The organism is Streptomyces luomodiensis (genome assembly GCF_031679605.1).
Taxonomy (GTDB): domain Bacteria; phylum Actinomycetota; class Actinomycetes; order Streptomycetales; family Streptomycetaceae; genus Streptomyces; species Streptomyces luomodiensis.
In genome coordinates this window covers 1,081,288-1,108,231 of record NZ_CP117522.1, presented here as the reverse complement: position 1 = coordinate 1,108,231, position 26,944 = coordinate 1,081,288, and the positions used below count along the sequence as shown (strand labels likewise).

Below are 26,944 nucleotides of genomic sequence, written 5' to 3'. Positions count from 1 at the left end.
ACGGGTCCGGTGGGTCCGGGGCGTCCAGGCCGCGGGCTCAGGCGTCTTGACGGGCCCGGAGGGCGGCGCCGTACGGTCTCGGCTGTGCACCCTGTCGAGGCGTTCCTTCCCGAGACCTACGCCACCGGCGTCCCCTACGCGCTCTTCCGCGAGCTGCGCGCCACCCGCCCCGTCTGCCGGATCGAGGAACCGTCGGTCGGGGCCTGGCCCGCCGGCCCCGGCTTCTGGGCCGTGTTCCGGCACGCCGACGTCAAGTACGTCCTGCGCACCCCCGAGGTCTTCTCCTCCCACCTCGGGGCCACCCAGATCCGCGACCCCGACACCCCCGCCGATCTGGAGTTCGTGCGGGCGATGATGCTCAATCAGGACCCGCCCGACCACTCCCGCACCCGCCGCATCGTCGCCGCGGCCTTCACCCCGCGCGCCGTACGGGAGCTGGAGGCGGTCATCGAGGAGCGGGCGGTGGCGCTCGTGGACTCCGTGGCCGCGCGCGGCGAGGCCGACTTCGTCGAGCTCGCCGCCGATCTTCCGGTGTGGACCCTCGCCCAGGTGATGGGCGTCCCCGAGGGGGACCGCCGGCTGCTCTTCGACTGGGCGAGCCGTGTCATCGGCTACCAGGACGCCGACCACGCCGGATCGTCCACCGCGGCCGGGGAGCAGCTGAGCCCCATGGGTCGGGCCGCCCTCGCCCACCGGCCGGCCCGGCCGCCGCGACGTCCCGACGGCCGGCCGATGAACCCACGCTCCCGTGAGGCCCTGGCCGATATGTTCGCCTACGCCCACGCACTCGCCGAGCGGCCGCGGCCGGGCAGTGTGATGGCGCGGATGCGGGAGGGCGGACTGAGCCGGGACGAGTTCGAGAACATGTTCTTCCTCTTCGCCGTGGCGGGCAACGAGACGCTGCGCAACGGCATCCCCGGCGGACTGCTCACCCTGCTCGACCATCCCGAGAGCCTGCGGCTGCTGCGCGACCGGCCCGAACTCACCGGCTCGGCGGTGGAGGAGATGCTGCGCTTCTGGCCGCCCGTCATCGACTTCCGGCGCACCGCGACCCGCGATGTGGAGCTGGGCGGACGGCTCATCCGGCGCGGCGAGAAGGTCGTCGTCTTCCACGCCTCGGCCAACCGCGACGAGACGGTCTTCACCGACCCCGACCGGTTCGACATCGTCCGCGCCCCCAACGACCATCTGAGCTTCGGCTTCGGACCGCACGTCTGCCTGGGCGCGCATCTGGCCCGCGTCCAGATGCGGGCCATGCTGCGCGCCGCCCTGGACCGGCTGCCGGGGCTGCGCCGGGCGGGTGAGCCGGTGCGGCTCACCTCCAACTTCCAGAACGGGCTCAAGACCCTCCCCGTGCGCTGGGGAACAGATCGGTGAAGGGCGCGGTCGAGTCGCCGACCGACCGTCCGAAGGGCTCGTCGAAGTCCCACACCAGGAACAGCAGGAAGACGATGAGCGCGGTGAACATCACCGCGAGCATCAGCTCCCGGGGCGAACGGCGGATCTGGAGGGTGAAGACCAGCCCGATCACCAGCGCCGCGCCCAGCACCAGTCCGAACCAGACCAGATGGGGCATCGTCGGCCCGGCGCTCTGCTGCCGGGCGCCGCGGGCGTCGTCCACGGCGGCCACCTGGTCCACCATCGGCTGGTACGCCTGCGACTGGAGAGCGCTGTGCGGGGTCGCGTGGGTGACATCGCGGCGCAGGGTGGCCAGCAGCTCGTCGCCGCGGTCGGTGAGTTCGCCCTTGTCGAGCATCACCTTCCACTCCGTGCGCACCACATGGCGCACATACGCGTCCACGTCGTCGCCGATGCGGTCGCGCACCTGGCGGGGGTAGACGCTCGCCCGCTCGGTCACCTCGTGCAACGCCTGCGCCTCCGTGCGGACCCCGTCCTGCGCGGCGCCGCGCGACTCCCAGACGCCGGCGATCGCCAGGCCCAGCACGATCGCGTAGACCACGCCGATCATCATGATCATGTAGTCCAGGACATCGGGGGTCTCGTCCGGATCGTCCTCGCTCCCTAATCGGCGGGCGTTGAGGACCGCCCCGGTCACCACGACCGCGCAGGTCCCGGCCATCACCAGGGTCATAATCAGCCATTCGGGCATGGACAGCCTCCCAAGCGGTTCGGCGGTTCGGTGGTGCGCCGTCAGCCGCGCCGCCCGCCGCGGGCGGCGGAGCGCGAACGCGGGCGGAGCGCCGCGGCCGCGAGGACCGCGGGCGCGGTGAGCAGCAGGGTGAAGGTGACCACGGAGGTCCCGTTGTCGGGCTTGTCGCGTGCGGGTTTCTGATACGCGTGCATCTCGACGGCACGGGTCCTGGTCGGGGTGGGAACCGGCTCGGAGGGCGATGCCGGAGGCGTGCTGCGGAGGGGCGGTGACGGCAGCGGAAGCGCGGGCGCGGGTGCGGGGCCCGGCGTGGGGAGCCGCGCAGGGGGCCGGGGCGTCCGGGTGGGTGTGGGAGCGGGGCTCGGGGCGGACGTCGGAGTCGAGGTGGGGGTGGGGGTGGGGCTCGGCGTGCCGGACGGGGTGGGGGTGGGAGTCGGCGTGGGCGTCGGAGTCGGAGTGGGGGTCGGCGTGGGCGTAGGGGTCGGCGTGGGCGTCGGATGGGGGCACCAGCCGTACCGGGCGATGAGCCGGGCCCGGCCCACCGAGGCGGCGACGCAGACACACAGGCCCGGACCGACCCTGATCCTCACCGAGGTGCGCGGTCCGTCGCCCGGGACCTCGGTCCTGGCCCCTGGCCGGGGACCGGCCGTCGGTCCAGCGGTGGCGGGCACGGCCGCCGGGCCGTCACCGTCCGCCTCGGCCAGGGCCGTCGCCCCCGCCGAGGCGAGAACAAGGGCAGTGGTCAGGACCCCCGCACGCCATAATCGCTGCCATCGTTTCACGAGGAGATGTTCGGCCGAACGGGCGCCTGCCAGCCGTACGAACACCAGGATTCCCCCGAATGGGGGAATCCCGCGAAGTTTTGCGCATCGAGGTTTAGGGACCTTCTGACGGAGATTCCGCAGGAGGTCCCCCGGTTCACGGGCTTCACCCCGCCCGGTCCACGGCTTCACCTCACGGCGTCACCGCTCGGCCTTGGGGCGGGCCCGCTCCAGGATCGGCTCGGTGTCCGTCCCCGGCGGCAGGGTGCCGAAGGCGTGCCCCCAGTCGCCGTCGAGCCGCGAGGCGCAGAACGCGTCGGCGACCGCCGGGTGGCTGTACCGCACCAGCAGGCTGCCCTGAAGCACCAGCGTCATCTGCTCGGCAAGGCGGCGCGCCAGCAGCTGCGCCCGCTGCGGATCGGCGAGCTGGGGCAGCAGCCCGCGCAGCCGGTCCACGGCCGCGTCCAGCCGGGCGTCGGCCCCGGCGGCGGCGCCGACCTCGGCCAGGAACGCCTCCAGCGCGCCCGACTCCCGGCCCAGCGCCCGCAGCACGTCGAGCGCCGCGACGTTCCCCGAGCCCTCCCAGATCGACAGCAGGGGCGCCTCGCGGTACAGGCGCGGCATCCCGGATTCCTCCACATAGCCGTTCCCGCCCAGGCACTCCAGGGCCTCGGCGGCGTGGGCGGAACCGCGCTTGCACACCCAGTACTTGCTCACCGCGAGCCCCAGCCTGCGCAGCGCGGCCTCGCCCTCGTCCCCCGCCTCCGCGCGGTCCAGGGCGGCCGCGAGCCGCATCGCGAGCGTCGTGGCCGCCTCCGACTCGACCGCCAGATCGGCGAGTACGTTGCGCATCAGCGGCTGGTCGACCAGCTCGGCGCCGAACGCCCGGCGGTGCTCGGCGTGGTGCAGCGCCTGCCGCAGTCCGGCCCGCATACCGGCGGCCGAGCCGATCACACAGTCCAGCCGGGTGACGTTGACCATCTCCACGATGGTCCGCACCCCGCGGCCCGGTTCGCCGACCCGCCAGGCCACGGCGGACTCGTACTCGATCTCGGCCGAGGCGTTCGAGCGGTTGCCCAGCTTGTTCTTGAGCCGCATCAGCCGCAGCGGGTTGCGGCTGCCGTCCGGCAGTACCCGGGGCACCAGGAAGCAGGTCAGCCCCTCCTCCGTCTGGGCCAGCGTCAGGAAGACGTCGCTCATCGGCGCGGAGGTGAACCACTTGTGGCCGGTGAGGACATAGCCGCCGTCCCCGGTCGGCACGGCCCGGGTGGTGTTGGCGCGGACGTCCGAGCCGCCCTGCTTCTCCGTCATCGACATGCCCGCGATCAGACCTTGTTTGCCGAGCGGCGGCCGCAGCCCGAAGTCGTAGGCGCGGGCGGCCAGCAGCGGTTCGTACCGGGCGGCGAGCTCCGGTTCGGCGCGCAGCGCCGGGATCGCGGCGTACGTCATGGAGATGGGGCAGCCATGGCCGGGCTCGGCCTGCGCGAAGGCGTAGAACTTGGCCGCGCGCACCAGATGGGCGCCGGGGCGGCTCTCGCTCCAGGCGGCCGCGTGCTGGCCGCTCGCCACGGCGGCGCCCATCAGCTGGTGGTAGGCGGGGTGGTACTCGACCTCGTCGACGCGATGGCCGTAACGGTCGTGGGTGTGCAGCACCGGGGGGTGCTCCTCGGCCAGCCGCGCCCACTCCTGGACCTCGGCGGAACCGGCCCGCGCGCCCAGCTCCCGCACCTCCCGCTCGGCCCAGCCGCCGCCGTCCCGCCGCAGGGCCTCCATCAGGGCGGGATCGTCCGCCGTGCTGAAGCCGACGAGCGGCGGGACCTGGTTGAGGACCTCGTGCGTAGCGCTCATGGCAGACATCTCCTCGTTCGCGGCGGTCTCCCGCACGGTCTCCCGCGGCCGGCCGGTCGATCCGTCTTACACTTCCATCATGCGCGCTTCAGAACTGTAATGGATAGGGTTTCCGGTAACCATGGACGACACCGGAACGCCCAGCCTGCGGCCGCTGACCGCGCGCTCCATCGTGCTCAGCACCCTGCTGGGCCATCACCCGCCCCAGCTGCCCGCCCGCGCGCTGGTGCGCGTCGGCGCGCTCTTCGGCACCGCCGAGGGCACCATCCGGGTCGCGCTCACCCGCATGGTGGCGGCCGGTGACCTGGAGCAGCACGGCGGCACCTACCGGCTCACCGAGCGGCTGCTGGCCCGTCAGGCGCGGCAGGACGACAGCCGCGCCCCGCGCACCCGGCGCTGGGACGGCGGCTGGGAGATCGCGGTCGTCACCTCCGACCGGCGCCAGGCGGCCGAGCGCGCCGCCCTCCGCCAGGCCATGGCCACCCTGCGCCTGGCCGAACTGCGCGAGGGCACCTGGATGCGCCCCGCCAATCTGATCCGCCCGCGCCCGGACGTCGTCGCCGAGCAGTGCCGCTGGTTCACCGGCGCGCCGGAGGCCGATCCGGCCGGGCTCGCCGCGCGGCTGTGGGACCTGGACGGCTGGGCCCGCCAGGCCAGGCTGCTCGGGACGGCACTGGACGACGCGGAGGGGCCGGCCCAGCGGTTCACCGTCGCGGCCGCGGCCCTGCGCCATCTCCTCGCCGACTCCGTCCTCCCCGCCCGGCTGCTGCCCGAGGACTGGCCGGGCGGGGAGCTGCGGCGCCGCTACGACGCGTTCGAGAGGGAGTTCCGGGCGCTGCTGCCGCGGTACGCCGGGAGCGACTGACCGGAACGGCGGCTCCCGTGTGGGGGTTCCCGCGTTGGGGTTCCCGTGCGGTGGTTTCCGTGTGGCGGTTTCCGCGTGGTGGTTCTCGCGTGGAAGTTTCCGCGTGGTGGTTCTCGCGTGGTGGTTCCCGTGTGGTGGTTTCCGCGTGGGGGTTTCCCGTGCGGTGGTTCCCGTGCGGTGGTTCTCGCGTGGTGGTTTCCGTGCGGTGGCTCCCGCGCGGCGGCTCCCGTGTGGCGGTCGGTCCCTGCGTGGGGGTTCCCGCGTGGGGCTCCCGCGCGGCGGCTCCCGCGTGGGGCCCCCGTGCGGCGGTCCCCGTGCGGTGGCTCCCGCGCGGCGGTTCCCGCCCGGTGCGCCGCCGGGTGGTGCTGCCTCGGCCTGGACGGCTGTCCTGCGGACGTCTGGGTGCCGCCATGGGGGCGCGGCGGCGCGTCCGCGAGTGCGGCCAAGAGGGTCGCCGGGCGTCGCCCGAGATCACCCGGGATTCGCCTGGGAGGCTGCGCGTCCCGTGTGGGCGTTGCCGGGCCTCGCCCAGGACGTGTCGCGGACGTCGGGGCGTTGCCGCACGGTGCGGGGGCGCCGCCGTTACGGGGGATGCGGGTGGCCGCCGGGGGTGCCGCCTCAGCCCGGATGCCGCTTCACGGGCCGGAGCGCCGCTCCTGGGACGCCGGGGTGGCGCGATGGAGTGGGTACCGGGGCGCTGCCCCGGGCCGGGCCCGTCGGGAGGCGGCCCGTCGGGCAGCGCTTCCGTGGTGCGGCTTGGCTACGCCGACTCGCGCACCACTAGCTCCGTGGGAAGCACCAGTGCCGGTTCGATGGTCTCTCCGGCGGCCAGGCGCAGCAGCTGGCGGGCCAGCCGGCGACCGATGCCGCCGATCGGCTGGCGCACGGTGGTGAGCGCGGGCTCCGTGTAGCGGGCGGGCTCGATGTCGTCGAAGCCGACCACCGCCACGTCGTCCGGCACCCGCCGGCCGGCTCGGCGCAGCGCCCGCAGGACCCCGATCGCCATCAGGTCGGAGGCCACGAACACGCCGTCCAGCCGCGGCCGGCGGTCCAGCAGTTCGCGTATCGCGGCCGCCCCGGACTCCTGGGTGAAGTCCCCGACCGCCACGCACGCCTCCAGCCGCGCCCCGGCCAGCGCCGCCCGGTAGCCCGCGAGCCGGTCGATGCCGGCCACCATGTCCTGCGGGCCCGCGACCGTGGCGATACGGGTGCGCCCGGAGCGGACCAGGTGCTCCACGGCCAGCGCCGCACCCGCCGCGTTGTCCACCCCCACGTACGGCGGCGAGGCCGGACCCAGCACCCGCTCGTTGCAGACCACCGGGATACCCATCCGGGCCAGCGCGGCCGGCAGCGGATCGGCGCCGTGCATCGAGGCGACCATGACCCCGTCGACATGGCGGGCCAGGGCGAAGCGCTCGATACGGTCACGGCTGGCGGGGGAGCGGGCCATCATCAGCACCAGCTGCTTGTCGGCGGACTCCAGCTCCTGGCTCACCCCGCGCACCACACCAGGGAAGAACCGGTCGTCCGAGAAGACCCGGCCCGGCTCCTCGGGGAGCACCAGCGCGAAGGAGTCGGTGCGCTGGGTGACCAGGCTGCGGGCGGCCTGGTTGGGGACGTAGCCCAACTCCTGGATGGCGTTCAGCACCGCCTCACGGCTGTCCTCGCCGACCTTGGTGGAACCGTTGACGACACGGGAGGCCGTGGCGCGCGAGACACCCGCACGCCGCGCCACGTTCTCCAGAGTGGGCCGGGGCCGGTGCATCCGCGCATACCTCGCTGTTCGCTCAACTACGGTCGATACAGCATGGATCACAACCGGTCAGGGCGCGAGGACGCGGACACGGCAGATCACCGGGGACCCCGGGCGGAGCGCGGCGCGCGGGCCCCGCGCCCATGGGGCGAGAATGAGAAGGTGCCGAACTCCACCAGGAACCGCGCTTCCACCGGGAACAGTGCGAAGAACAACGAGAAGAACAGCCAGAAGAACAACACTCGGAAGAACGGCGGGAAGAAGCCGACCGTGAGCGCGTCCCCCGAGCGACGGCGCGAACTGCTCTCGACCGCGGCGGAGGTCTTCGCCGCGCACGGGTACAACGCGACCACCGTCCGCCGGATCGCGGACGAGGCGGGGATGCTCGCGGGCAGCCTCTACTACCACTTCGACTCCAAGGAGTCGATGGTCGACGAGATCCTCTCCACCTTCCTCGACGAGCTCTGGGCCGGATACGAGGCGGTGCTCGGCGCCGGGCTCGGCCCCCGGGAGACCGTCGAGGCGCTCGTCACCGAGTCCTTCCGGGAGATCGACCGGCACCGCGCCGCCGTCGCGATCTACCAGAAGGAGTCCAAGCACCTGTCCGCCCAGCCGCGCTTCGGCTATCTCACCGAGTCACAGCGGAAGTTCGAGCGGGCGTGGCTGGGCGCTCTGGAGCGCGGAGTGGCCGAGCGGGTCTTCCGCGCCGACCTCGACATCCGGCTGGCGTACCGCTTTCTGCGCGACACCGTCTGGGTCGCCGCGTCGTGGTACCGGCCGGGCGGGCAGCACAGCCCCGAGGAGATCGCCCGCCAGTACCTGTCGATGGTCCTGGACGGCATCACTCCGCGCGACGCGACCACGACCGTCAGCGCGACCACGGCCGTCAGCACCACCACGGCCCTCGGCGCGACCACGACCGCCCGCGAGACCACGACCGCAGGACCGTCATGACCTGAGGGACCCCGAGGAGCTGCCATGGCCGAGGCATACATCGTCGAAGCGGTGCGGACGCCGGTGGGGCGGCGGAACGGCGGGCTCGCCGCCGTCCACCCCGCCGACCTCGGCGCGCACGTCCTGCGCACGCTGATGGAACGCTCGGGCGCCGATCCGGCCGCCGTCGGCATGACGATCGTCGAGCGGCGGTGAGGACTCCGACCGGGCGCCCTCCCGTGGCGGTGGCTCCCGGCCCCACGCATGATGGTGCTGCTCCGGGGGGCCGGACCGAAGCCGGGAGGACTGCGGCATGGCGTGCGGATCGACCAAACTCTGGAACGGCGAGGCCACCTGGTTCTGTTGTGGCAACGCCTGGGGGCCGTGCGCCGCGGCCGGCGGCGGGGCGTGCGGCACCTGCCGGTCCAGTGCGCTTCAGGCCGCCTGGCCCAACGCCTCCAAGGCGTGCTGGGACATCACCCGGCCGGATCTGTGCGGCGAGGACATACCACGGCGTGGCTGCGGTTCGGTGATGAAGGTGCGCCACGACTGCTCGGGCGCGAGCGTCTGCGTCACCGTCAGCGACTGCGGTCCGCGCACGCGCAGCTTCTGCTCCGAGTCCACCTGCTGCGACGACGTATGCCGCACCAACCGGGTCATCGACCTCACCCCCGCGGCCTTCTCCGCCATCGGCAGCCTGAGCTCCGGCACCCTGCCGGTCTCCATCTTCGAATGAGGCGGGCCCGCCCATGAGCGCGTACCGAACCGGCGGCCCCCTGGACCGCCGTCGTTTCCTCACCGCCGCCGCCCTCCGCGGCGCCACGGTCATCGGCACCGGAGTCGTCGGCACGGGGGCTCTGGGCGCCGGAGTCCTCGGCACCGGAGTCGTCGGGGCGACCGCCCTGGGCGCGGTGGACGCCGACGCCGCCTTCGCCGCGCCCATCCGCCCGCTGGACCCCGCGGTGGCCGAGAGCGCCTTCGCCGAGGGGCGGATCACCGGGATCGATCACGACGTCCTGCGGGTCGCGGGCTCCTACGGCGACCACTTCCGGGTGCGGGTCACGGGCGCCACCAGCGTCTGGAAGGCGCGGGCCACCACCGCGGCCGACATCGAGACCGGCGACGGGCTCTACGCCCGCGGCGTCCCGCTGCCCGACGGCACCCTCGCCGCCGACGCCGTGTGGGTCAACATCGTCAACCTGCACGCCACCATCCGCGGCATCGAGAAGGCCCGGCTGCATCTCGCCCACGGGCAGCACGAGATCGTCGGCAACCTCATGCCGGAGCGGACCAGTGCCTCGTACGGCGGCGCCTCGCCCACCGCCGATCTGTCCCGGCTCACCATCGGGCAGAGCGCCCAGGTCCTGGGCGCCTGGCGGCCGTCCGACGGTTCCGTGGACCTCGTCCGGGTCGCGGTCGCCCCCGCCGCGGGGAGCCGGCGGTGAGCGCCCTGGTCTGTGCCCTCGCGCCGCTGCTGCTCGCCGGGGTGCTGGGCCCGGCCGGTGCGGGCAAGCTGTTCGGCCGGGGCGTCGCCCGGCAGGCGCCCCGTACCGCGCTCGCGCGGCTGCTGCGCGACGGCCGCCGGGCCGCGCCGGCCCTCCGCGTCCTCGGCGCGGCGGAACTCCTCCTCGCCGCCGCGCTGCCGGCGTCGCCCGCCACCCCGTTCCCGGGGGTGGCGGCCGCCCTCCTCGGCGCGGCCTTCCTCGGCTACCTCGGCTACGCCCGCGCCGCGGCGCCCGGATCCTCCTGCGGCTGTACGGCACGGCAGGACGCCCCGCCCACCTGGCGCGCCTTCGCCCGCGCCGCCGTGGTCCTCGCGGGCGGGATCGCGGCGGCCCTGGCCCAGCAGCCCTGGTGGGACGCGGCGGCCCGCCGTCCGGCCGCGGCGTCCTGCCTGGTCCTGGCCGCGGCGGCGGTGCTGACGGGCCTCACCGCGGATGTGGACCGCCGGTGGCGGATGCCGCTGCGCCGGCTGCGGCTGCGGATCGCCGGACATCCGCTCGCCGGGACCGCGGCGTCGGCGGCGGTCCCGCTCGCCGCGACCGTCGAACTGCTGGAGCGCTCGCGGGCCTGGCAGAGCGCCTCCCGCGTGGTGCGGTCGGCGCTGCTGGACCACTGGGACGACGACGGCTGGCGCATCCTCCAGTTCGCCGGGGTGTACGGGGGCGGCGCGGCCGCGCGGCCCGTTCTGGTGCTGTTCGCGGTGGACGCCGCGGCCAGCCTGGACACGGTGGACGAGCCCGCCGTCCGGGTCAGCGTCATCGACGCGGACAGCGGTGCCCCGGTCATGGCCCCGGCTTGATGTGCGGGCCCTGACCCACCGTCCGGGCCCTGACCCACCGTGAGGTCCGGGGCCGCGGCCGAGGGTTGCACCGCGATCCATGGCGAGTACTCTTGGTCACGTTCCTGGACAAATCGAGCGTTCCGCAGTGTGTCCAGCACAGGCACGACAGCGCCGAGCGGAGGTGCGGATGGCGAAGCGGGAGTTCCTCGCCGAAGCGGTACGGCTGGCCACCGAATCGGTGGAGAACGGCTGGGGCGGCCCGTTCGGCGCGGTGATCAGCCGGGACGGCGACATCATCGCCCGCGGGCAGAACCGGGTGCTGCTCACCGGCGACCCCACGGCCCACGCCGAGGTGGAGGCCATCCGCAAGGCGATCCAGGTGCTCAACCCCGAAGCGCCGGCGATAGCCCCGGAACACGTCGACGAGAGCACACTGGCGCTCGTGCCGCGCCCCGAGGGGTCCGCCGACCCGGTGCCGGAGCGCGCCCGGATGCTCCAGGGCTGCTCGCTCTACACCAGCGGCGCCCCGTGCCCGATGTGCCTGGGCGCGATCTACTGGTCGCGGATCGACGCCGTCTACTTCAGCTGCGATCCGGCCGCCACCGCGAAGATCGGCTTCGACGACTCGTTCATGTACGAGGATTTCCGCAAGCCCATGGACCAGCGCTCCATCCTGATCGAGCAGATCCACCCGGAGATGGGTGCCGAGGCGTACCAGGCGTGGACGGACAAGCCCGACCGGCACCCGTACTGACCGGCACCCGTGGGCATGTCCGAGAATCCGTCCGCGTCCGGCGCCCGGGGCCCCCGGGCGTGGTGGCGGCGGCTGCGTGACGTGGTCCAGCGGTCCGCGATCGGACGCGGATGGCGGCGGGGCAGCGAATTCGAGCTGCTGCACCGCGCGATGGGCTTCGCCGCCCTGGGCTTTCTCACCCTGGTGCCCCTGCTGATCGTGGTCGCCGCGGCGGATCCGGTGAACCGGCTCGGGTTCGCCCAGTGGCTGGCCGAGGGGCTCGGACTCTCCCCGACCTCGCGGGACGAGGTGCAGCGGCTGTTCGCCCCGCCCAAGCAGGCGCTGGAGTCCACCACCGCCTTCGGTCTGGCCACGCTGGCCATCTTCGGACTGCGCTTCGGCACCGTGCTCCAGGTCGGCTACGAGAAGGTGTGGGAGCTGCCCGCGGGCCGCTGGCACACCGTCTGGCGCCATCTGGTGTGGCTCGTGGCGCTGATCGGCTATCTGCTGCTCTCCGCCCATCTGGCCCCCGGCGTCTCCCGGCTGCTGGTGGCGGTGGTGGGCACGGTGCTGTTCTTCTGGTGGTCACAGCGGCTGCTGCTGGGCGGGCGGATCAGCTGGGGCGCCCTGCTGCCGGGCGCGCTGGCCACCAGCGTCGGGCTGCTGGGGCTGCGGTTCTTCTCCCAGCTGGTGTTCTCCCCGCTGATCGCCTCCAGCGCGGTCTCCTACGGTCCGGTCGGCACCGTGCTGGTCGTCCAGTCCTGGCTGGTCGGGGTCGGATTCGTGGTGTTCGGCGGGGCGCTCCTGGGCCGGGTGACGCACGAGGAGTGTCTGCGGATGGTCGCCTGGCGCCGCAAGCGACGGCGCGACCAGGCCAAGGCGGCCCCGCCGGCGCGCTGACGCCCCCGGCCCGCGATCACGGGGCCCGTCGCGCCGCCCGGGAGAAACGCCGTCGCCCCGGCCGGGCACGCCTGGCATGCTGGCGGTGTGAACGGACCCGAGATCCATCTCAGCCTCGCCCCTGAACTGCGTTTCTTCGCCGTCCCGGAGCGGCGCCGCCCCTGGACGGCGGTCGCCACCGACGGCGTCTCCACCCTCGGCCATGTCGTCGAGTCGCTCGGGGTCCCACTCACCGAGGTCGGCCGGCTGCTGGTGGACGGCGAGGAGACCGCCGTCTCGCATGTGCCGGGCGCGGGGGAGACCGTGGAGGTCCACCCGGTGGTCCGCCCGCAGCGGGTGCCGGGGGCGCCGCTGCGCTTTCTGCTCGATGTGCACCTGGGCACGCTCGCGCGCCGGCTGCGGCTGCTAGGCGTGGACGCCGCGTACGAGAGCGAGGACGTCGGCGACCCCGAGCTGGCCGCGCGCTCGGCCGCCCAGCGCCGGGTGCTGCTCTCCCGCGACCGGGGGCTGCTGCGCCGCCGCGAGCTGTGGGCCGGGGCGTACGTCTACAGCGACCGTCCCGATGAGCAGCTGCGGGACGTCCTCGGCCGGTTCACCCCGAGCCTGGCCCCCTGGACCCGCTGCACCGCCTGCAACGGCTCGCTGGAGGACGCCGACAAGGAGGCGGTCCGGGAGCGGCTCCAGCACGGGACCCGGCGCACCTACGACGTCTTCGCCCGCTGCACGGTCTGCGACCGGGTCTACTGGCGCGGCGCCCACCACGCCCGGCTGGAGGCCATCGTGGCCCGCGCGGTGGGGGAGTTCGGCGGCGCCCGCGCCGCCCTGTCCTGAGCGGACTGAACGCCCTGGTCGCCCTGGTCGCTCCGGTCGCCCCCGGCCGTCACGGCCGGCGGCGACCGGAGCGGCGGACTCAGGACACACCGGCCCGGAGGGCCTCCGGAAGCGTGGTGTGGAAGGCCGGATGGGCGTGCAGCCGCCGCACATAGGCGCGCAGCCGCTCGTGGCGGGAGACCCGGTGGGCCGCGTCGGCGGCCAGCTGGAGCCGGTGCTCGGTGTCGAGCTGGACGAGGGCCACCCACAGGTCCACATCGGCGGCGGTCAGCTCGTCGCCCAGTGCGTACGGCGCGGACGCCAGCCTGCGGTCGAGCCGGCCGAGGGCCGTCAGCAGCCGCTCCAGCGCCGCGTCCCGGCACTCCGCCTCAGGCGCGGTCCCGGCCTGCCGCGCGGCATGGGTGATGTCCGTGTCGAGGAGTTCGCGGAGGGCGTCGATGTCCGCTGCGAGAGCCGCCGGACGCAGCCGGGGACGGTCGGTTCCGACGTGGTCGCTCAGATGGCCGGCGAGGTCGCGCAGGATGTCGGGCGTGTGGTTGCTGACGACACGTCCGGTCCAGCGGTCGCACAGCGCGGGCGCGTCCACCGGCCCGCTGTAGCGGTGCCAGGTGGCCTCGTAGGCACCGCGCAGCGAGGCGAACGCCGCGGGGGTTTCGCCCGGGAGCCCGAGGAGGGTGGTGGTGATGGTGTCCCGCAGCCCGAGCAGGTCCAGGGTGATGGAGACGCGCAGCGAGAGCGGACAGCTCGCGGAGAGATAGAGCCGATAGCGATGCGGCGCCGGATAGAAGCCCCCGGCCAGGTCGACGCCGATGCGGCTGCGGAAGCGGTGCGGCGGAGTGGGCGGGGCGGTCCGGGGGCGGGGCCGGCAGGGGTCGGGATCGAGAAGAGCGGCAGGACCTGAACTGAGCGGAGACGTCTCGGACATGGCTCTCCAAGGCAGTGAAGGAGCCCCGGCCCCGCCGGCCTGGGCGGCGCCGATGGCGCGATGGAAGGGAAACCCGCGCGGCGCACCCGCCGGGGGCGGTGCCGGGACACACCCGACCCGCCGATGCGCGGGGCCGCGCTCGGTGACCGTGTCGATTCAGCCGGCTGGACTGGAAGCGCTGCAGATGCGCAGCAGATCGATGTGCAGGCGCCGGGTCAGGGGACGGGGACGGCGGAACGGGGACGACGGCCGGGAACGCCGACGGGCGCCTTCCCCGTGGCTGTCGGTCCTGGGCATCTCCACCGATCCCATCATCATCGGGCTCGCGAGGCAGCGAGACCGCGCTTGTCCCGTCCACGTCGACGAGACCCGGTCGTCACCCGGGGGCACCCCGTCGCGGGAGAAGGGTTGCCTGTCAGCGAGCCGGGGCCGATGACCCACCTCAGCGGGGATTCCGCACGGTGGGCGCTGACCATCGTGACCGTCCCTGACAGTGTCGTCGCGCTCCGCGAGGGCGTCAACCCTATGCCCACGTGGTCAGTCCAAGCCCACGTGGTCGGTCCCAGCCCATGTGGTCAGTCCATGCCCACGTGGTCGACGCGGGCCGGCGGCGCCGTGCCGTCGGCGGCCCGCTCGACGAGGACCATGGCCGCGTCGTCCGCCAGCCGGCCCCCGGCATGCCGGACCAGGGCCTGGCGCAGCCGGTCCAGGTACTCGGCCGGGGTGGTGCCGTCCAGCGTCGCCATGGTCCGGGCCAGCGGGAAGAACTCATCGCGGCGGTTACGGGCCTCGATCACTCCGTCGGTGTGCAGCAACAGCCGGTCACCGGGCAGGAACGGAAAGGTCTCGACGCCGATCGGGGGAGGGGTGAGGAACTCCTCGAGGCCGAGCGGCGGCAGCGGGCGCACCGGGCCCAGGGCGCGCACCTCGCGCCGGCGCATCATCAGCGGCGGCGGATGGCCCCGGTTGATCAGCTGGACCATCGACTCGTCCGGCACCTGGGCGAGGACCACGGTGACGAACTGCTCCTCCAGCTCCCGCGCGTCCCGTAGCTGGGAGCGGTCCAACAGCTCGTACTCACGCGCCAGCGCGGCCGCGCAGCGGCGCATCACCTCGGCGAGGTCCGTCTCGTAGTGCACCGCCTCCCGGAAGGCGCCCACGACGGCCGCGGCGGACCGCACCGCGGCAAGCCCCTTTCCCCGCACATCCCCGACGATCAGCCGCACCCCGTAGCGGGTGCACATCGCCTCGTAGAGGTCCCCGCCGATCCGCGCGCCGCGCTCGGCCGCCAGATAGACGCTCGCGGTGTTCACCGCGCCCAACCGGGCGGGCAGCGGCCGCAGCACCACGTTCTGGGACACCTCGGCGATCCGGCGGACTCGGGTCAGCTCACGGTCCCGGCGCACCCGTACCGCGCTGGTGGCCACGCTCGCCACCGCCACCACCAGCAGGGCCAGCAGATTCGCGTACACCTGCTGGCTGCCCCAGGCGTGGTTGTGGGTGGCGGTGATCGCGCTGACCACGCCCGCCAGGCCCGCCACCCCGCCGGTGCCGACCGGGCCCATGGTCACCGCCGCCAGCGCCGGGGCCGGGGAGAGCAGGGGGCCGGTGTAGACGACGTGGGCGGGGGAGAGCTCGATGCCGAGCACCGTCGCCAGGACCAGAAACGGCAGACACCGGGTGACCGCGAAAAGCGTCTGGCTGCGACCGCTCGCCCTCCGGCCGGAGCGCATGCATCGCATATTTCGGTACTTTATCCGATGAAACTACCCGAAGGGGATGTTTCTTGGCGACGCGGGATGTAAGCCCCTGGCGTAGCCTGACGCTATGCCCGAGCTACCGGATGTCGAGGGGTTCCGGCGGACGCTGGTCTCCTGCGCCCAGGGCCGCCGCGTCGAGCGGGCCGAGGTGGCAGATCCGGGGGTACTGCACGGGGTGACCGCGCAGGGGCTGAAGCGCGAGTTCAAGGGCCGCCGCTTCGCCGCGCCGCGCCGCCACGGCAAGTGGCTCATCGCCCCCACCGACGGCCCCACGCTCGTACTGCACTTCGGCATGACCGGGCGGCTGGTCTGCGGGGCGGACTCCGAACCGGTCGGCCGGTTCGAACGCGTCGCCTTCGACCTCGACGACGGACACCGCCTCGGCTACGAGGACCAGCGCAAGCTCCAGGGCGTCTGGCTCGCCGCCACCGACGCCGACGTCGACCGGATCCTCGGCGACCAGGGCCCGGACGCGCTCTCCCTGAGCCGGGCCGGGCTCGACCGGCTGCTGGCGGGGCGGCACGGACGCGTCAAGGCCACCCTGACCGACCAGGCGGTGATCGCCGGACTCGGCAATCTGCTCGGCGACGAGATCCTGTGGCAGGCGCGGATCCATCCGCGGCGGCCGGTGAACACGCTCACCGACGAGGAGCACGATCGGCTGCACACCGCGCTGCGCGAGGTGCTGCGCGCTTCGGTGCGGGTGGGGCGGGTGCCGGACGACCCGGACTGGCTCACCGGACGGCGTGACGATCCGGACCCGCACTGCCCCCGCTGCGGCCGTCCGCTGCACCGCGCCCGGATCGCCGGGCGGACCACCCTGTGGTGCCCGCACTGCCAGCAGGACGACGCCTGACGCCCGCCCGCGCGATCCGCCGCTCGTCCTGCCCGGTCAGGAGATCCAGGCCGTGTAGGACATGACATCGCCCGCCTTCACCCGGTACTCGGGATCGTCCCGGGTGACGGTCTCCTCGACGTCCAGCACCCTGCCGTCGTCCGGGTCGAGGACGATGAGATAGCGGCCCCCCGGGGTGGTGGTGAACCGGAACCCCTGTCCCTCCCGGCCCAGCCGGTCGGTGACCTTGCCCGCCGGGCGCAGCCCCTCGATCCCGGACAGCAGGGTGAGGATGTCCGCCCTCTGGCGCGGCCCCGGGGTCCACACCGAGAGGAAGGACCGCACGGCCGAGATCAGGTCCGCCGGGTCGCGGTCCGCGCCCGGCGTCCAGACGGCGAGATACTCGCGCAGCGCCTGGGCACCGGACGGGGGGTCCTCGAAGTAGTTCTCGTTGGCGCCGCCGATACCGGCCGGATAGCGCTCGTTGCGCAGCACCTTGCCGTCGTTGACGGTGCGCGGCGGGGGACCGTCCTCGATCACGGGGCGGCCCGGGTGGCGCGGATCGGTGGCCACCACCAGCAGCGAACCGCTGCCGTCCGCGTTCCAGCGGGTCAGTGACTCCTGGGGGAGTGTCACCGGGTCCTTCCCCGACGCCATCCCCAGCGACCAGGACTGGATATGGCTGCCTCGCTCGCTCTTCGCCGGGGACTCCTCGGCCGCCGCCCGCGCCCGCCGGACGATCGCGGCGAGCGGTACGTCGGCGCGGGAGGCGTGTGCCACCAGCGGCAGTGGCCTGGACGCGGCCACGGCGGGGGAGGAGCCGGTGCCCGGGACGGTCAGCGCGAGGGCGAGGATCGTCGCGGCCGCCGCGGCCTCCAGGCTCCAGACCACGCGCCGGACGGTACGGCGCCCCCGGTCCCGGGACGCCAGCTGCCGCAGCAGCAGCTCGGCGCGCGCGTCCAGCGGCCGGTCCCGCCAACGGCCGGTGTCGGCGGACACGGGGTTGGCCTCGCGGAGCAGATCCAGTTCGTCGGTCATGCGTGTCCATCCTTATAGGCCTTATTGGCCTTATTGGCTTTATCGGCCATCTCGCCCTTGCCGCTCGTGCACCCCAGCGAGACCCGGTCGTCCCGGCGCAGGGTCTCTATCTGCTCCCGCAGCCGCCGCCGCGCCCGGTGCAGCCGCATGGCCGCGGCGGACCGGCCGCACCCCAGCACGGTGCTGAGCTCCTCGACGGTCAGCTCCTCCCACGCCGTCAGCCGCAGCACCTCCTGATCGGCCTCGGCGAGCCGGGACAGCGCCTCCAGCACCCAGGAGCCGGGCCGTTCCGCGTCCGGGCTCGCCACGGTGTGCCCGCCGCGCGTCACCTCGTGGTGGCCCAGTTTGAGCAGCAGTCTGCGGTAACGGCCCTTGCCGCGCACGGTGTTGGCCAGGCAGTGCCGGGCCACCCCGTACAGCCACGGCAGGGGTGACTCGGGCAGTTCGACCCGGCGGCGCCAGGCCACCGCGAAGACCTCGGCGACCACTTCCTCGACGTCCCATGCCTGGTCGTCCAGCCGCCGTGCCACAAAACGGCTGACCGCCCAGTAATGCTCACGGTAGGCGGCGTCGAAGGCGTCGTCGGTGCTCATGATCCGAAGGTGTCCGGCACACCGCAGATCATCACACCTCGCGGCAGATAGTTCTGACCGGCCGTCGGAGTGACGATCCACGGGGTGCCGGACACCTAGCGATCATGAGGAACAACACCGTTGTCGCGGCGGCGCCGGCCGCCCCGCCGTCACGCCGCCCCGGGCCGGGGGCCACGGCCGTGAAATGGCTGACCACCACCGATCACAAGACGATCGGCACGCTCTACCTGATCACCTCGTTCGCCTTCTTCTGCCTCGGCGGGGTGATGGCGCTGCTGATGCGCGCCGAGCTGGCCCGTCCGGGGACGCAGATCATGTCGAACGAGCAGTTCAACCAGGCGTTCACCATGCATGGCACGATCATGCTGCTGATGTTCGCCACCCCGCTGTTCGCGGGGTTCGCCAACTGGATCATGCCGTTGCAGATCGGTGCACCCGATGTGGCGTTCCCGCGGCTGAACATGTTCGCGTACTGGCTGTACCTGTTCGGTTCGCTGATCGCGGTGGGCGGCTTCCTGACCCCGCAGGGCGCGGCCGACTTCGGCTGGTTCGCCTACTCCCCGCTGTCGGACGCGGTGCGTTCACCGGGTGTGGGCGCGGACATGTGGATCATGGGTCTGGCCCTCTCCGGCTTCGGCACGATCCTCGGCTCGGTCAACTTCATCACCACGATCATCTGCATGCGCGCCCCGGGCATGACGATGTTCCGGATGCCGATCTTCACCTGGAACGTGCTGCTGACCGGTGTGCTGGTGCTGCTGGCCTTCCCGGTGCTCGCGGCGGCGCTGTTCGCCCTGGAGGCGGACCGCCAATTCGGGGCGCACGTCTTCGACGCGGCCAATGGCGGGGCCTTGCTCTGGCAGCACCTCTTCTGGTTCTTCGGCCACCCGGAGGTCTACATCATCGCCCTGCCGTTCTTCGGCATCATTTCGGAGGTCATTCCGGTCTTCTCCCGGAAACCGATGTTCGGCTATGTCTCGCTCATCGCCGCGACGATTTCCATCGCGGGCCTTTCGGTCACCGTCTGGGCGCACCACATGTATGTCACCGGCGGTGTGCTGCTGCCGTTCTTCTCGTTCATGACGTTCCTGATCGCCGTGCCCACCGGTATCAAGTTCTTCAACTGGATCGGCACGATGTGGAAGGGGTCGCTGAGCTTCGAGACCCCGATGCTCTGGGCGGTCGGCTTCCTCATCACCTTCGTCTTCGGCGGTCTGACCGGTGTGATCCTGGCGTCGCCGCCGATGGACTTCCACGTCTCGGAAACCTACTTCGTGGTGGCTCACTTCCACTACGTCATCTTCGGCACCGTCGTCTTCGCGATGTTCGCCGGATTCCACTTCTGGTGGCCCAAGTTCACCGGCAAGATGCTCGACGAGCGGCTCGGCAAGATCACCTTCTGGACCCTTTTCCTCGGCTTCCACGGCACCTTCCTGGTGCAGCACTGGCTCGGCGCCGAGGGAATGCTCCGCAGAATTCCCGACTATCTGGCCGCCGATGGCTTCACCACGCTGAACACCATCTCGACCATCAGCTCCTTCGTCCTCGGCCTGTCGTTCCTGCCGTTCCTCTACAACGTCTGGAAGACTGCCAAGTACGGCAAGAAGATCGAGGCCGACGACCCCTGGGGCTATGGCCGTTCGCTGGAATGGGCGACCTCCTGTCCGCCGCCGCGCCATAACTTCGTCAGCCTGCCGAAGATCCGTTCCGAATCCCCCGCGTTCGATCTGCACCATCCCGATGTCGGTCAGAAGGAGAGTGTGGCGTGAGCATGGCCCGAGCCGCCGAGTCCCCCGGTATCGCCGCCGGAATCAACCAGATCGAGGGCTATCTGCTGCTCCAGACGGAGCGGGACGCGGCCCGGGAGCGGGCCCGCCGCTTCACCGGTCGGCTCGACTGGCTGACCTCCGCCCAGCGGGCGGAGGTCGAACGGCTCTACGTCCAGGACCAGCTGGCCGTCACCGAGCGGAACCTGCGCACGGTGGTGCGGCGCTGCGAGCAGCTGCGGGCGGAGTACCAGGAGGTCTACCGGACGCTGCGCCGCCGGCTGCTCCTGGCCTGTCTCCTCGGGGCCGCGCTGGTCTCCGGCGGCCTGGCCGCCACCCTCACCGTGCGCTAGCCACCGTCTGGGCCGGGACCGGAACCGAGCCCTCCCCGAAGTCGAACCACGCGGCGGGCACCCCGCTCAGCGCCTTGCCGGTGTAGCGGTTCCACAGGTCGGCGACCCGCTGGACACCGGCGTTCGGCAACCGGATCTGCTTTCGCGTGGTGGGGTCCTCGCCGAACAGGCCGACCGCGGTGACCAGGTCCGGGGTGTAGCCGACGTACCAGGCCGCCCGCTTGTCGTCGGACACCCCGCCCTTGCCCGCCGCGGGCCGGTTGATCGCGCGTACCGCGTCCGGTCCGCCGTCGCCGTCGATGAGACTCCGGGTGATCAGCCGGGCCGCCGCCGGGGCGATCGCCCGATCGCCCACCGCGTCCGGCGGATCGGCCGTCTCGTCGCCGCGCCGCGCGGACTTCACGATGCTGGGGGTGATCCGCTTGCCCTCGTGGTCGAAGGAGGCGTAGACACCGGCCATCCTCAGCGGGCTCGACCCCATCAGCCCCAGCTCGACCGACTGCTCCTTGTCGAAGCCGCCGCTGTCGGTGTCCATGCCGAGCGCACGGGCGGTGCTCTTGACCGCGCTCAGCCTGTCCGCGGTCGGCTTCTTCCGCGCCTTGGTGTCGATGGACGCGGCGGTGATGACCGGTTCGAAGACCGGACCCACCTGGTAGTCGCCGCGGGTCGCGTTGGACAGATAGTGCTCGGTGTAGTCCCGGCCGCCGTAGAGCGCGACGATGTGCCCGTTCTCCGGGTTCACCGAGACCGCGCCGCCCTGGGTGGCGGCGGCGTCCGCACGGCCCTGTTTGCCCTTGGCGGAGCCGTCCAGGCCCTGCCGCATCGTCTCCTCCAGCGCCCGCTGCTTGGCCGGATCGATGGAGAGGGTGATGGTCCAGCCGCCCGCGGCGAGTTCCTGTTCGCTGACGCCCGCGGCGATCAGCTCATTGCGGGCGGCGTCCACCAGATAGCCGGCCTGGCTGCTGAGGCCGGGGGCGGGCTCGGGGGCGACCGGCGTGGGGAAGCGCATCCGCTTCCGCTGTGCGGCGTCCAGCCAGTGCATGTCGACCATGTTGTCCAGCACATAGTTCCAGCGCTGGGTGACCAGGCGCTTCGCCTTGGGGGTCGCGACGGCCCAGTCGTACTGGCTGGGGGCCTGCACCAGCGCCGCCAGATACGCGCCCTCCGCGATGTCGAGGTCGTCCACGTCCTTGTCGTAGTACGCGCGGGCGGCGGCCTGGACGCCGTAGGCGACGCGGCCGAAGTAGCTGGTGTTCAGATAGCCCCGGAGGATCTCCTCCTTGGAGCTGCTCCGGTCGACCTTGAGGGAGATCACCAGTTCCTTGATCTTGCGGGTGACGGTCTGTTCCTGGCTCAGGTAGTAGTTCTTGACGTACTGCTGGGTGATGGTCGACCCGCCCTGGGTGCCCTTGCCGGTCACGGTGTTGACCAGTCCGCGCACGATGCCCATCGGGTCCACGCCCGGGTCCTGGTAGAAGGACTTGTTCTCGGCCGCGACGAACGCGTGCTGCACGCCCGTGGGCACCCGGTCGAGGGAGACCATCTCGCGGTTGATCTCGCCGGTGCGGGCGAGGATCGTGCCGTCGCTGTACTTGTAGACGTTGCTCTGCGCCTTCGCCTGGGCGTTGGCCTCGGGGACCTCGATGGAGTAGTAGAGCACGGTGAACGCCCCGATCAGCAGGGCGAACAGACCGACCACATAGGCGATCAGCTTCCGCCAGGTGAAGAACCGCCGGATGCCGGTCCGCTTCCCCTTCCCGCGTCCCTTCGTCCGGCGCCGCCGCCCCGGGGGGCTGGAGTCCTGCGGCGCCGACTCCGGGTCCGGTGCGCGTCGTGCGCCTAGGGCCGTCAGGGGACCTGCCATACCGATTGCTCCTCCGTCGATCCCGGCCGCGAGGATTCGCGGGGGTCGGCGCCATCCTCCTCAGCGAAGATCTTCGAAACCGCAACGGGAGGTCTCGGCGGGGACGCTGACACGCCTCGACTTCCGCTCGACGATGTATCAGTCCTGTATCGGTCCGGGCTCCGGCCCCTCGGGCAGGCGCAGCGTGGCGACCGCTCCGCCGTCCGGCGCGTTGCCGAACTCCAGTGTGGCGCCGAGGACCTTGGCCTGCCCGGCCGCGATGGTCAGCCCGAGGCCATGGCCCCGGCCCCGCTCCCGGACCCCGGTGCGGAACCGCTGCGGGCCCCTCTCCAGCAGGTCGTCCGGATAGCCGGGGCCGTGGTCGCGGACCGTCACGGTCCGGCCGTCCGCGGCCACCGTCACCTCGACCGGTTCCCGGCCGTGGCGATGGGCGTTGACCACGAGATTGGCGACGATGCGGGCCAGCCGGCGGGGGTCGGTCCACACCTTCGGGCCCTCCCCGGCGTCCGGCTGCCCGGCGTCCGCCTGCCCGGCGTCCGGCGCCGCGCCGGTCCGCAGCCGGGCCGGCAGCCCGGTGCCGGTGATGGCCTCGTCGAGTACCGGCCCCATCGGACAGGGGGACAGATCGGCCTCCTCCGCCCCCGCGTCCAGCCGGGAGATCTCCAGCAGGTCCTCGACCAGGGTGGACAGCACCCGTACCCGGTCGCTCACATACCCGGCCGCCTCGCCCGGCGGGAGCAGCTCGGCGGCGGTGACCAGACCCATCAGCGGAGTGCGCAGCTCATGGGCCACATCGGCGGTGAACCGCTGCTCGTCCAGGAGCCGTTCCTGGAGCGCGGCGGCCATCGAGTCCACGGCCCCGGAGATCTCGGCGATCTCGTCGTGCGGGCGGGTGGCGGCGGAGATCCGGGCGTCCAGGTCCCCGGCCGCGATCCGCCGCGCGGTGGCGGCCGCGAGCCGCAGCCGCCGGCTCATCCGCTCGGCGGTGAGCACCCCCAGGGGCAGCACCACGGCGGTGGTCATCAGCCCGGCCAGGATGATGTTGGTGTCCAGCGCACCGATGTTGCGCATCGCGGTCTTCATGTCGACGCGTACGGACAGGACCTGGCCATCGGCGGGCCGGGCCGCCCACATCGCGGGTCCGTCCGGGCCGGTGACGAACTCGGTGCCCTGATGCCCCTTGGCCACCAGGCGCCGCAGCCCGGCGGGGAGCCCGGGGGCGTCCAGCACGGCACCGGAGCCCTGGACGCCGCCGGTGCGGGCGTAGATGAGCGCGGCGTGGTCGAGGGTGGTGCGGGCCCCGTCGCGCGCCTGGGACAGCTCGCGGTCGCGTGAGGCGTGGTGCACCAGGACCCCGACCGCCGCCGCGGCGGCACAGGTCGCCGCCGCCACCAGCGCGACGATCCGCCATCTCAGCGTCATCGTCAGCGCCGCAGTTTGTAGCCGAAGCCGCGGACCGTCTCGATCCGTTCGGCGCCTATCTTCGCCCGCAGCCGCTGCACATGGAGGTCGACCACCCGGGTGTCGCCCTGCCACGCGTGGTCCCAGACCCGGCTGAGCAGCGTACGGCGCTCCAGCACCACACCGGGCGAGCCGGCGAACTCCAGCAGCAGCCGCAGTTCGGTGGGGGTCAGGGCCAGCGGTTCTCCCGCGCGGCACACCTCCATGCCAAGGGTGTCGATGGTCAGCTCGCCGAAGACGAGGGTGTCCGGCCGGGCCGCGCCGTCCGCCTCCGGCGCCCCGCCGCGCGCCTCGTCGCGCGGGCCGCGGGCCATCGGGGTGAAGGAGGCGCGGCGCAGCAGCGAGCGGATACGGGCCACCAGGACGGCGGACTCGCACGGTTTGACGACATAGTCGTCGGCACCCGCCTCGAGACCGGAGACGACGTCGAGGGCGTCACCGCGCGCGGACATCATCAGGATCGGCGCCAGGCTCAACTCGCGGACCCTGCGGCACAGTCCGATGCCGTCCAGCTCGGGCAGCATCACATCGAGGAGCAGCAGATCGGGCTGTCGCTCACGGAAGATCTCCAGACCGGTGAGGCCGTCGCCCGCGGTGGACACGGTGAAGCCGTACCGCTCCAGGGACATCCGTACCGTATTGCGGATCACCTCGTCGTCCTCGACGAGCAGCAGATGCGCCTCGGTCGGGGAGCCGGGGCCCGGGGCGGGGCCGGGTGGGGTGGCGGTGGTCATCGCGTCGTCCTCGTCTCCGTACGGGGGGCCGTGTCCACTGCGCCGCGGTCGTCCGGTACGGCGTCCGGCACGGTCGGCACGGACTGCGGCACGGTCGATACCGCATCCGGCACGGCCGGTACGGCCCCGGGGAAGTCCGGCCGGGTGCCCGTCCCGCCCGCGGGTGTCACGGCCGCCATGACCCTGCCGTTCCAGCGGAAGCGGGTGGTGACCCGGCCGTCCTCGCCGATCGCGCTGATCACCAGATCGCGGCCGCGGGTCTCGCCGGTGAGGCCCTGCGGGCCCCAGTAGATCAGCACGGGGCGGACCGTGTGGCCCGAGGCCGTGTAGACCTGGAGCAACGTCCGCTCGAACCTCGGCAGATCGACCGCCACCACCATCTCGTCCCGGTCGTCGCCGGTCAGATCGCGGTGCACGGCGTCCCGCAGCGGGCAGGTGCCGTCAGCGGGGCAGGCGGAGATCTCCTTCTGCACCAGCGACGGCACATTGGGGTCGTGGAGCAGCAGGTTCTTCGCGGACAGGGCGGCCAGCCCGCCCGCAGGCACCTGGACCTCGTCCACCGGCAGATAGCGGGCGAGGTCGGATTCCTGAGCGGGTGCGGACGTGGCCGGCGGGGTGTACCCGGGCCACAGCGGAACCGCGCTGGCCGGGGCCGACAGCGTGGGCGCCGTACCGTCGTCCCGCACCCCGGCCTGGGCCGTGCAGCCCGCGGTGGCGACGGCGGCGCACGCGGCCACCACGGCGGACACGAGGCCGCGTGGCGGCCGGTGGCGGGGGCGTCGTCGCGCGGTGCGCGGACCGGAGGGAAAGGAACGCATGGCCGTCTCAGCCTACTGAGCGGCGGAGGCGTTCCACGCCGGGCCCGGTGACGTACCGGCCGGGCGGCCGGACACGAAAGCCCGGGGCGGCCGCCCCGGGCTTTCGGAGGGTCAGATCTCAGGTGTCGTACGTCACTTGATGAATTCCGGGCGCACCTGGGCCGGCCAGGTGCCCACGGTCAGCATGCCCGACGCGTAGGCGCGGGAGACCAAGGCCGCCCGGTTGGGTGCCTTCATCTTCCGCAACATGGCTCCCACGTGGTATTCGACGCCTTGTCTGCTGAGATACAGCTTGGCGGCCATCTGGACGGTGGACGCGCCGGTGGCCACGCCCTCCAGTATCCGGGCCTCCAGCGCCGACAGCAGCTTCTGGTTCGCGGGGGTCGTTTCCTCCTCGGGTCGTTCGTCATCCGGTTTGACCATCACGACGATGGCAGCGAGCCGATCGGACCGGCCCTGGATGGCCGTGCCGGTCAGCTTGCCCGAGAACACCCGGTCGCGGGAGCGGTAGCCGAGGACGCGCTCGGTGAAGCGGGTGCGCCGTCCGTCGTGCAGCCGCGAGAAGTGTTCCCGCAGGACGGAGGGGGTGCTGGGATGCAGCAGGTCGAACAGGCTCCGGCCGCACAACTCGGCGGAAGAGGCGCCGAAGTGCCGGAAGAAGTCCTCGTCCCCGGCTATCACATGGAGGTCGGGGGCGAGGGTGGCCATTCCGGTGGCATGCCGCGGGGTGACGGCTGCCTGTCCGGGCACTCGAGAGGGACCCTGAGCGCTGTGGGGGAGGGCCAAGAGGAGTCACCGCTTTCGGTCGTTTTCTGACGGAGTGGTCGTCCGCCTCGGGTGAACCCCCAGGTGACGGAGGGTCCGCGCGCCACGGGGGAGCAACGCGCCGGACCCCAGGGGGAATTCAGTGACGGGTGTTTAGGTCCGCTTCCTGGTGTATACCAACGCCATGGCGACTATGGGGTGCCCGTTTTCCACAGAGTCGTGCCCGCTTTCTGCCCGCTTTCCGTTCCGGTCCGGGCACGGTGCGGGGCCGCCGGCCGGGCGCTACGCCGCGGCCTTGGCGGGCTTGCGGGCCGAGGAGCGGCTCTTCGGACGGCTCTCGGTGCGCCCTTCGGCGCGGCCCTCGGGGTGCTTCTCGGCCGGTGGGGCCATGATGCCCCCCTTGCGCAGCACCGCGTAACCGACGCCGATGCCGACGGCCACCGGCCATTCGATGACCTCCACGGCACCCAGCGCGCCGAGCCCCAGGTACAGCGGCAGCCCGCCCTTGGCGGGCAGCACCCGGCGGGCCACCTCGACCGGTTTCAGCGCCGCCTTCGCCGCGCCGCCGCTCGCGCGGGTCGTGGCGTGGCCGACCGTGCCGAAGGTCTCCTTCGTGGCGTGGCCCACGGTGTCGAGCGTGTCCCTGGTGGCGTGGCCGACGGTGCCGAGGGTCTCCTTGGTGGCGTGGCCCATGGTGTCGAGCGTGGGCACCGTGACGCTCAGAGTGCGCTTGCCGTCGCCGCGCGAGACCTCCACGGGGGCCTTGGCGGCGGCCTTCGCGGTCCGCTGTCGCTGCGTGCTCCGCGACGACGAGGTGGACTTCGCCGCCTTCTTCGGCTGCGAGGACCGCGATGTGCCCGACGCGGCCTTGGACTTCGACGACGTGCCGCCGCCGCGCGCCGGGGCCGTCTTCTTGGCGGCCGGGGAGCCGCGCTTGCGTGAAGGGGTGGGAGTGGTCACTGGTCTCACGTCCACACGGTGATGGCGAATGGAATCTTCTTCCCTTTTCAGGGT

At 72.8% G+C, this 26,944-nt stretch carries 27 protein-coding genes and 1 riboswitch; of the genes, 13 read left to right on the top strand and 14 right to left on the bottom strand.

Annotation, left to right across the window (positions count from 1 at the left end; genetic code table 11):
* Positions 1-84 precede the first annotated feature (84 nt).
* On the top strand, positions 85-1,377 hold the full coding sequence (locus PS467_RS04460; protein ID WP_311034089.1) for a cytochrome P450: 1,293 nt from the start codon (positions 85-87) through the stop codon (positions 1,375-1,377).
* On the opposite strand, the gene PS467_RS04455 is transcribed toward PS467_RS04460, so the two are convergent.
* From PS467_RS04455 to PS467_RS04445, 3 genes are all read right to left on the bottom strand, one after another.
* Positions 1,340-2,110 (bottom strand): bestrophin-like domain, encoded by a 771-nt coding sequence (locus tag PS467_RS04455; protein WP_311034088.1) that lies wholly within the window; start codon positions 2,108-2,110, stop codon positions 1,340-1,342. The genes PS467_RS04460 and PS467_RS04455 overlap by 38 nt on opposite strands.
* Before the next feature lie 41 nt (positions 2,111-2,151).
* A complete protein-coding gene (locus PS467_RS04450; RefSeq protein ID WP_311034087.1) occupies positions 2,152-2,304 on the bottom strand; it encodes a hypothetical protein in 153 nt (50 codons plus the stop codon).
* A gap of 768 nt (positions 2,305-3,072) precedes the next feature.
* A complete protein-coding gene (locus PS467_RS04445) occupies positions 3,073-4,719 on the bottom strand; it encodes an acyl-CoA dehydrogenase family protein (RefSeq protein ID WP_311034086.1) in 1,647 nt (548 codons plus the stop codon).
* A gap of 121 nt (positions 4,720-4,840) precedes the next feature.
* On the opposite strand from PS467_RS04445, the gene PS467_RS04440 reads away from it, so the two are divergent.
* Positions 4,841-5,584 carry a PaaX domain-containing protein, C- domain protein gene (locus tag PS467_RS04440; RefSeq protein ID WP_311034085.1) on the top strand — a complete coding sequence of 248 codons (744 nt, stop codon included), beginning with the start codon at positions 4,841-4,843 and terminating at the stop codon, positions 5,582-5,584.
* Positions 5,585-6,344: 760 nt separating this feature from the next.
* On the opposite strand, the gene PS467_RS04435 is transcribed toward PS467_RS04440, so the two are convergent.
* Positions 6,345-7,349, bottom strand: a complete 1,005-nt coding sequence (locus tag PS467_RS04435; RefSeq protein ID WP_311034084.1) for a LacI family DNA-binding transcriptional regulator — start codon at positions 7,347-7,349, stop codon at positions 6,345-6,347.
* A 258-nt stretch (positions 7,350-7,607) separates the two neighbouring features.
* Between PS467_RS04435 and PS467_RS04430 the strand changes: the two genes are divergently transcribed.
* From PS467_RS04430 to PS467_RS04395, 8 genes are all read left to right on the top strand, one after another.
* Positions 7,608-8,291: a TetR/AcrR family transcriptional regulator gene (locus PS467_RS04430; protein WP_432280719.1), complete on the top strand. Its 684-nt coding sequence runs from the start codon at positions 7,608-7,610 to the stop codon at positions 8,289-8,291.
* Between the two features lie 24 nt (positions 8,292-8,315).
* Positions 8,316-8,486, top strand: coding sequence for a thiolase family protein (locus PS467_RS04425; RefSeq protein WP_311034083.1), 171 nt, complete (start codon positions 8,316-8,318; stop codon positions 8,484-8,486).
* A 97-nt stretch (positions 8,487-8,583) separates the two neighbouring features.
* Positions 8,584-9,006 (top strand): septal ring lytic transglycosylase RlpA family protein, encoded by a 423-nt coding sequence (locus PS467_RS04420; protein WP_268970120.1) that lies wholly within the window; start codon positions 8,584-8,586, stop codon positions 9,004-9,006.
* Positions 9,007-9,019: 13 nt separating this feature from the next.
* Complete coding sequence (locus tag PS467_RS04415; RefSeq protein WP_311034082.1) at positions 9,020-9,715, top strand: cell wall protein; 696 nt, start codon at positions 9,020-9,022, stop codon at positions 9,713-9,715.
* Positions 9,712-10,572: a MauE/DoxX family redox-associated membrane protein gene (locus tag PS467_RS04410; protein WP_311034081.1), complete on the top strand. Its 861-nt coding sequence runs from the start codon at positions 9,712-9,714 to the stop codon at positions 10,570-10,572. The genes PS467_RS04415 and PS467_RS04410 overlap by 4 nt, the downstream gene beginning before the upstream one ends.
* Before the next feature lie 169 nt (positions 10,573-10,741).
* Positions 10,742-11,308, top strand: a complete 567-nt coding sequence (locus PS467_RS04405) for a nucleoside deaminase (protein WP_311034080.1) — start codon at positions 10,742-10,744, stop codon at positions 11,306-11,308.
* 15 nt (positions 11,309-11,323) lie between these two features.
* A complete protein-coding gene (locus PS467_RS04400) occupies positions 11,324-12,187 on the top strand; it encodes a YhjD/YihY/BrkB family envelope integrity protein (RefSeq protein WP_311034079.1) in 864 nt (287 codons plus the stop codon).
* Between the two features lie 87 nt (positions 12,188-12,274).
* Positions 12,275-13,018, top strand: a complete 744-nt coding sequence (locus PS467_RS04395; RefSeq protein WP_268970115.1) for a Mut7-C RNAse domain-containing protein — start codon at positions 12,275-12,277, stop codon at positions 13,016-13,018.
* A gap of 79 nt (positions 13,019-13,097) precedes the next feature.
* Here PS467_RS04395 and PS467_RS04390 read toward each other — a convergent pair whose 3' ends face one another.
* Both PS467_RS04390 and PS467_RS04385 read right to left on the bottom strand, forming a co-directional pair.
* A complete protein-coding gene (locus PS467_RS04390; RefSeq protein ID WP_311034078.1) occupies positions 13,098-13,943 on the bottom strand; it encodes a glutathione S-transferase C-terminal domain-containing protein in 846 nt (281 codons plus the stop codon).
* 336 nt (positions 13,944-14,279) lie between these two features.
* Positions 14,280-14,426: riboswitch (SAM riboswitch) on the bottom strand.
* A gap of 92 nt (positions 14,427-14,518) precedes the next feature.
* Positions 14,519-15,685 (bottom strand): PP2C family protein-serine/threonine phosphatase, encoded by a 1,167-nt coding sequence (locus PS467_RS04385; RefSeq protein WP_311034077.1) that lies wholly within the window; start codon positions 15,683-15,685, stop codon positions 14,519-14,521.
* An 85-nt stretch (positions 15,686-15,770) separates the two neighbouring features.
* Here PS467_RS04385 and PS467_RS04380 point away from each other — a divergent pair, with 85 nt between their 5' ends.
* Positions 15,771-16,559: an Fpg/Nei family DNA glycosylase gene (locus PS467_RS04380; RefSeq protein ID WP_311034076.1), complete on the top strand. Its 789-nt coding sequence runs from the start codon at positions 15,771-15,773 to the stop codon at positions 16,557-16,559.
* 36 nt (positions 16,560-16,595) lie between these two features.
* On the opposite strand, the gene PS467_RS04375 is transcribed toward PS467_RS04380, so the two are convergent.
* Positions 16,596-17,576 (bottom strand): CU044_5270 family protein, encoded by a 981-nt coding sequence (locus tag PS467_RS04375; RefSeq protein WP_311034075.1) that lies wholly within the window; start codon positions 17,574-17,576, stop codon positions 16,596-16,598.
* On the bottom strand, positions 17,573-18,169 hold the full coding sequence (locus PS467_RS04370) for an RNA polymerase sigma factor (protein ID WP_311034074.1): 597 nt from the start codon (positions 18,167-18,169) through the stop codon (positions 17,573-17,575). Before PS467_RS04370 ends, PS467_RS04375 begins: the two co-directional genes overlap by 4 nt.
* Before the next feature lie 104 nt (positions 18,170-18,273).
* Here PS467_RS04370 and ctaD point away from each other — a divergent pair, with 104 nt between their 5' ends.
* Together ctaD and PS467_RS04360 are read left to right on the top strand one after the other, a co-directional pair.
* The gene (ctaD, locus tag PS467_RS04365) at positions 18,274-19,938 is read left to right on the top strand and encodes an aa3-type cytochrome oxidase subunit I (RefSeq protein WP_432280537.1); all 1,665 of its coding nucleotides are present in this window, start codon (positions 18,274-18,276) and stop codon (positions 19,936-19,938) included.
* Between the two features lie 2 nt (positions 19,939-19,940).
* Positions 19,941-20,288 carry a hypothetical protein gene (locus PS467_RS04360; RefSeq protein WP_311039760.1) on the top strand — a complete coding sequence of 116 codons (348 nt, stop codon included), beginning with the start codon at positions 19,941-19,943 and terminating at the stop codon, positions 20,286-20,288.
* On the opposite strand, the gene PS467_RS04355 is transcribed toward PS467_RS04360, so the two are convergent.
* From PS467_RS04355 to PS467_RS04330, 6 genes are all read right to left on the bottom strand, one after another.
* Positions 20,275-22,152 (bottom strand): transglycosylase domain-containing protein, encoded by a 1,878-nt coding sequence (locus tag PS467_RS04355; RefSeq protein WP_311034073.1) that lies wholly within the window; start codon positions 22,150-22,152, stop codon positions 20,275-20,277. The two genes, PS467_RS04360 and PS467_RS04355, sit on opposite strands and share 14 nt — an antisense overlap.
* 138 nt (positions 22,153-22,290) lie before the next feature.
* The gene (locus PS467_RS04350; RefSeq protein ID WP_311034072.1) at positions 22,291-23,574 is read right to left on the bottom strand and encodes a sensor histidine kinase; all 1,284 of its coding nucleotides are present in this window, start codon (positions 23,572-23,574) and stop codon (positions 22,291-22,293) included.
* Between the two features lie 2 nt (positions 23,575-23,576).
* Positions 23,577-24,347 (bottom strand): two-component system response regulator CseB, encoded by a 771-nt coding sequence (cseB, locus tag PS467_RS04345; protein ID WP_311034071.1) that lies wholly within the window; start codon positions 24,345-24,347, stop codon positions 23,577-23,579.
* A complete protein-coding gene (locus PS467_RS04340; RefSeq protein ID WP_311034070.1) occupies positions 24,344-25,165 on the bottom strand; it encodes a hypothetical protein in 822 nt (273 codons plus the stop codon). The genes cseB and PS467_RS04340 overlap by 4 nt, the downstream gene beginning before the upstream one ends.
* 132 nt (positions 25,166-25,297) lie before the next feature.
* Positions 25,298-25,915, bottom strand: coding sequence for a helix-turn-helix transcriptional regulator (locus PS467_RS04335; RefSeq protein ID WP_268970103.1), 618 nt, complete (start codon positions 25,913-25,915; stop codon positions 25,298-25,300).
* Positions 25,916-26,212: 297 nt separating this feature from the next.
* Positions 26,213-26,899 carry a hypothetical protein gene (locus PS467_RS04330; protein WP_311034069.1) on the bottom strand — a complete coding sequence of 229 codons (687 nt, stop codon included), beginning with the start codon at positions 26,897-26,899 and terminating at the stop codon, positions 26,213-26,215.
* Positions 26,900-26,944: the final 45 nt, after the last annotated feature.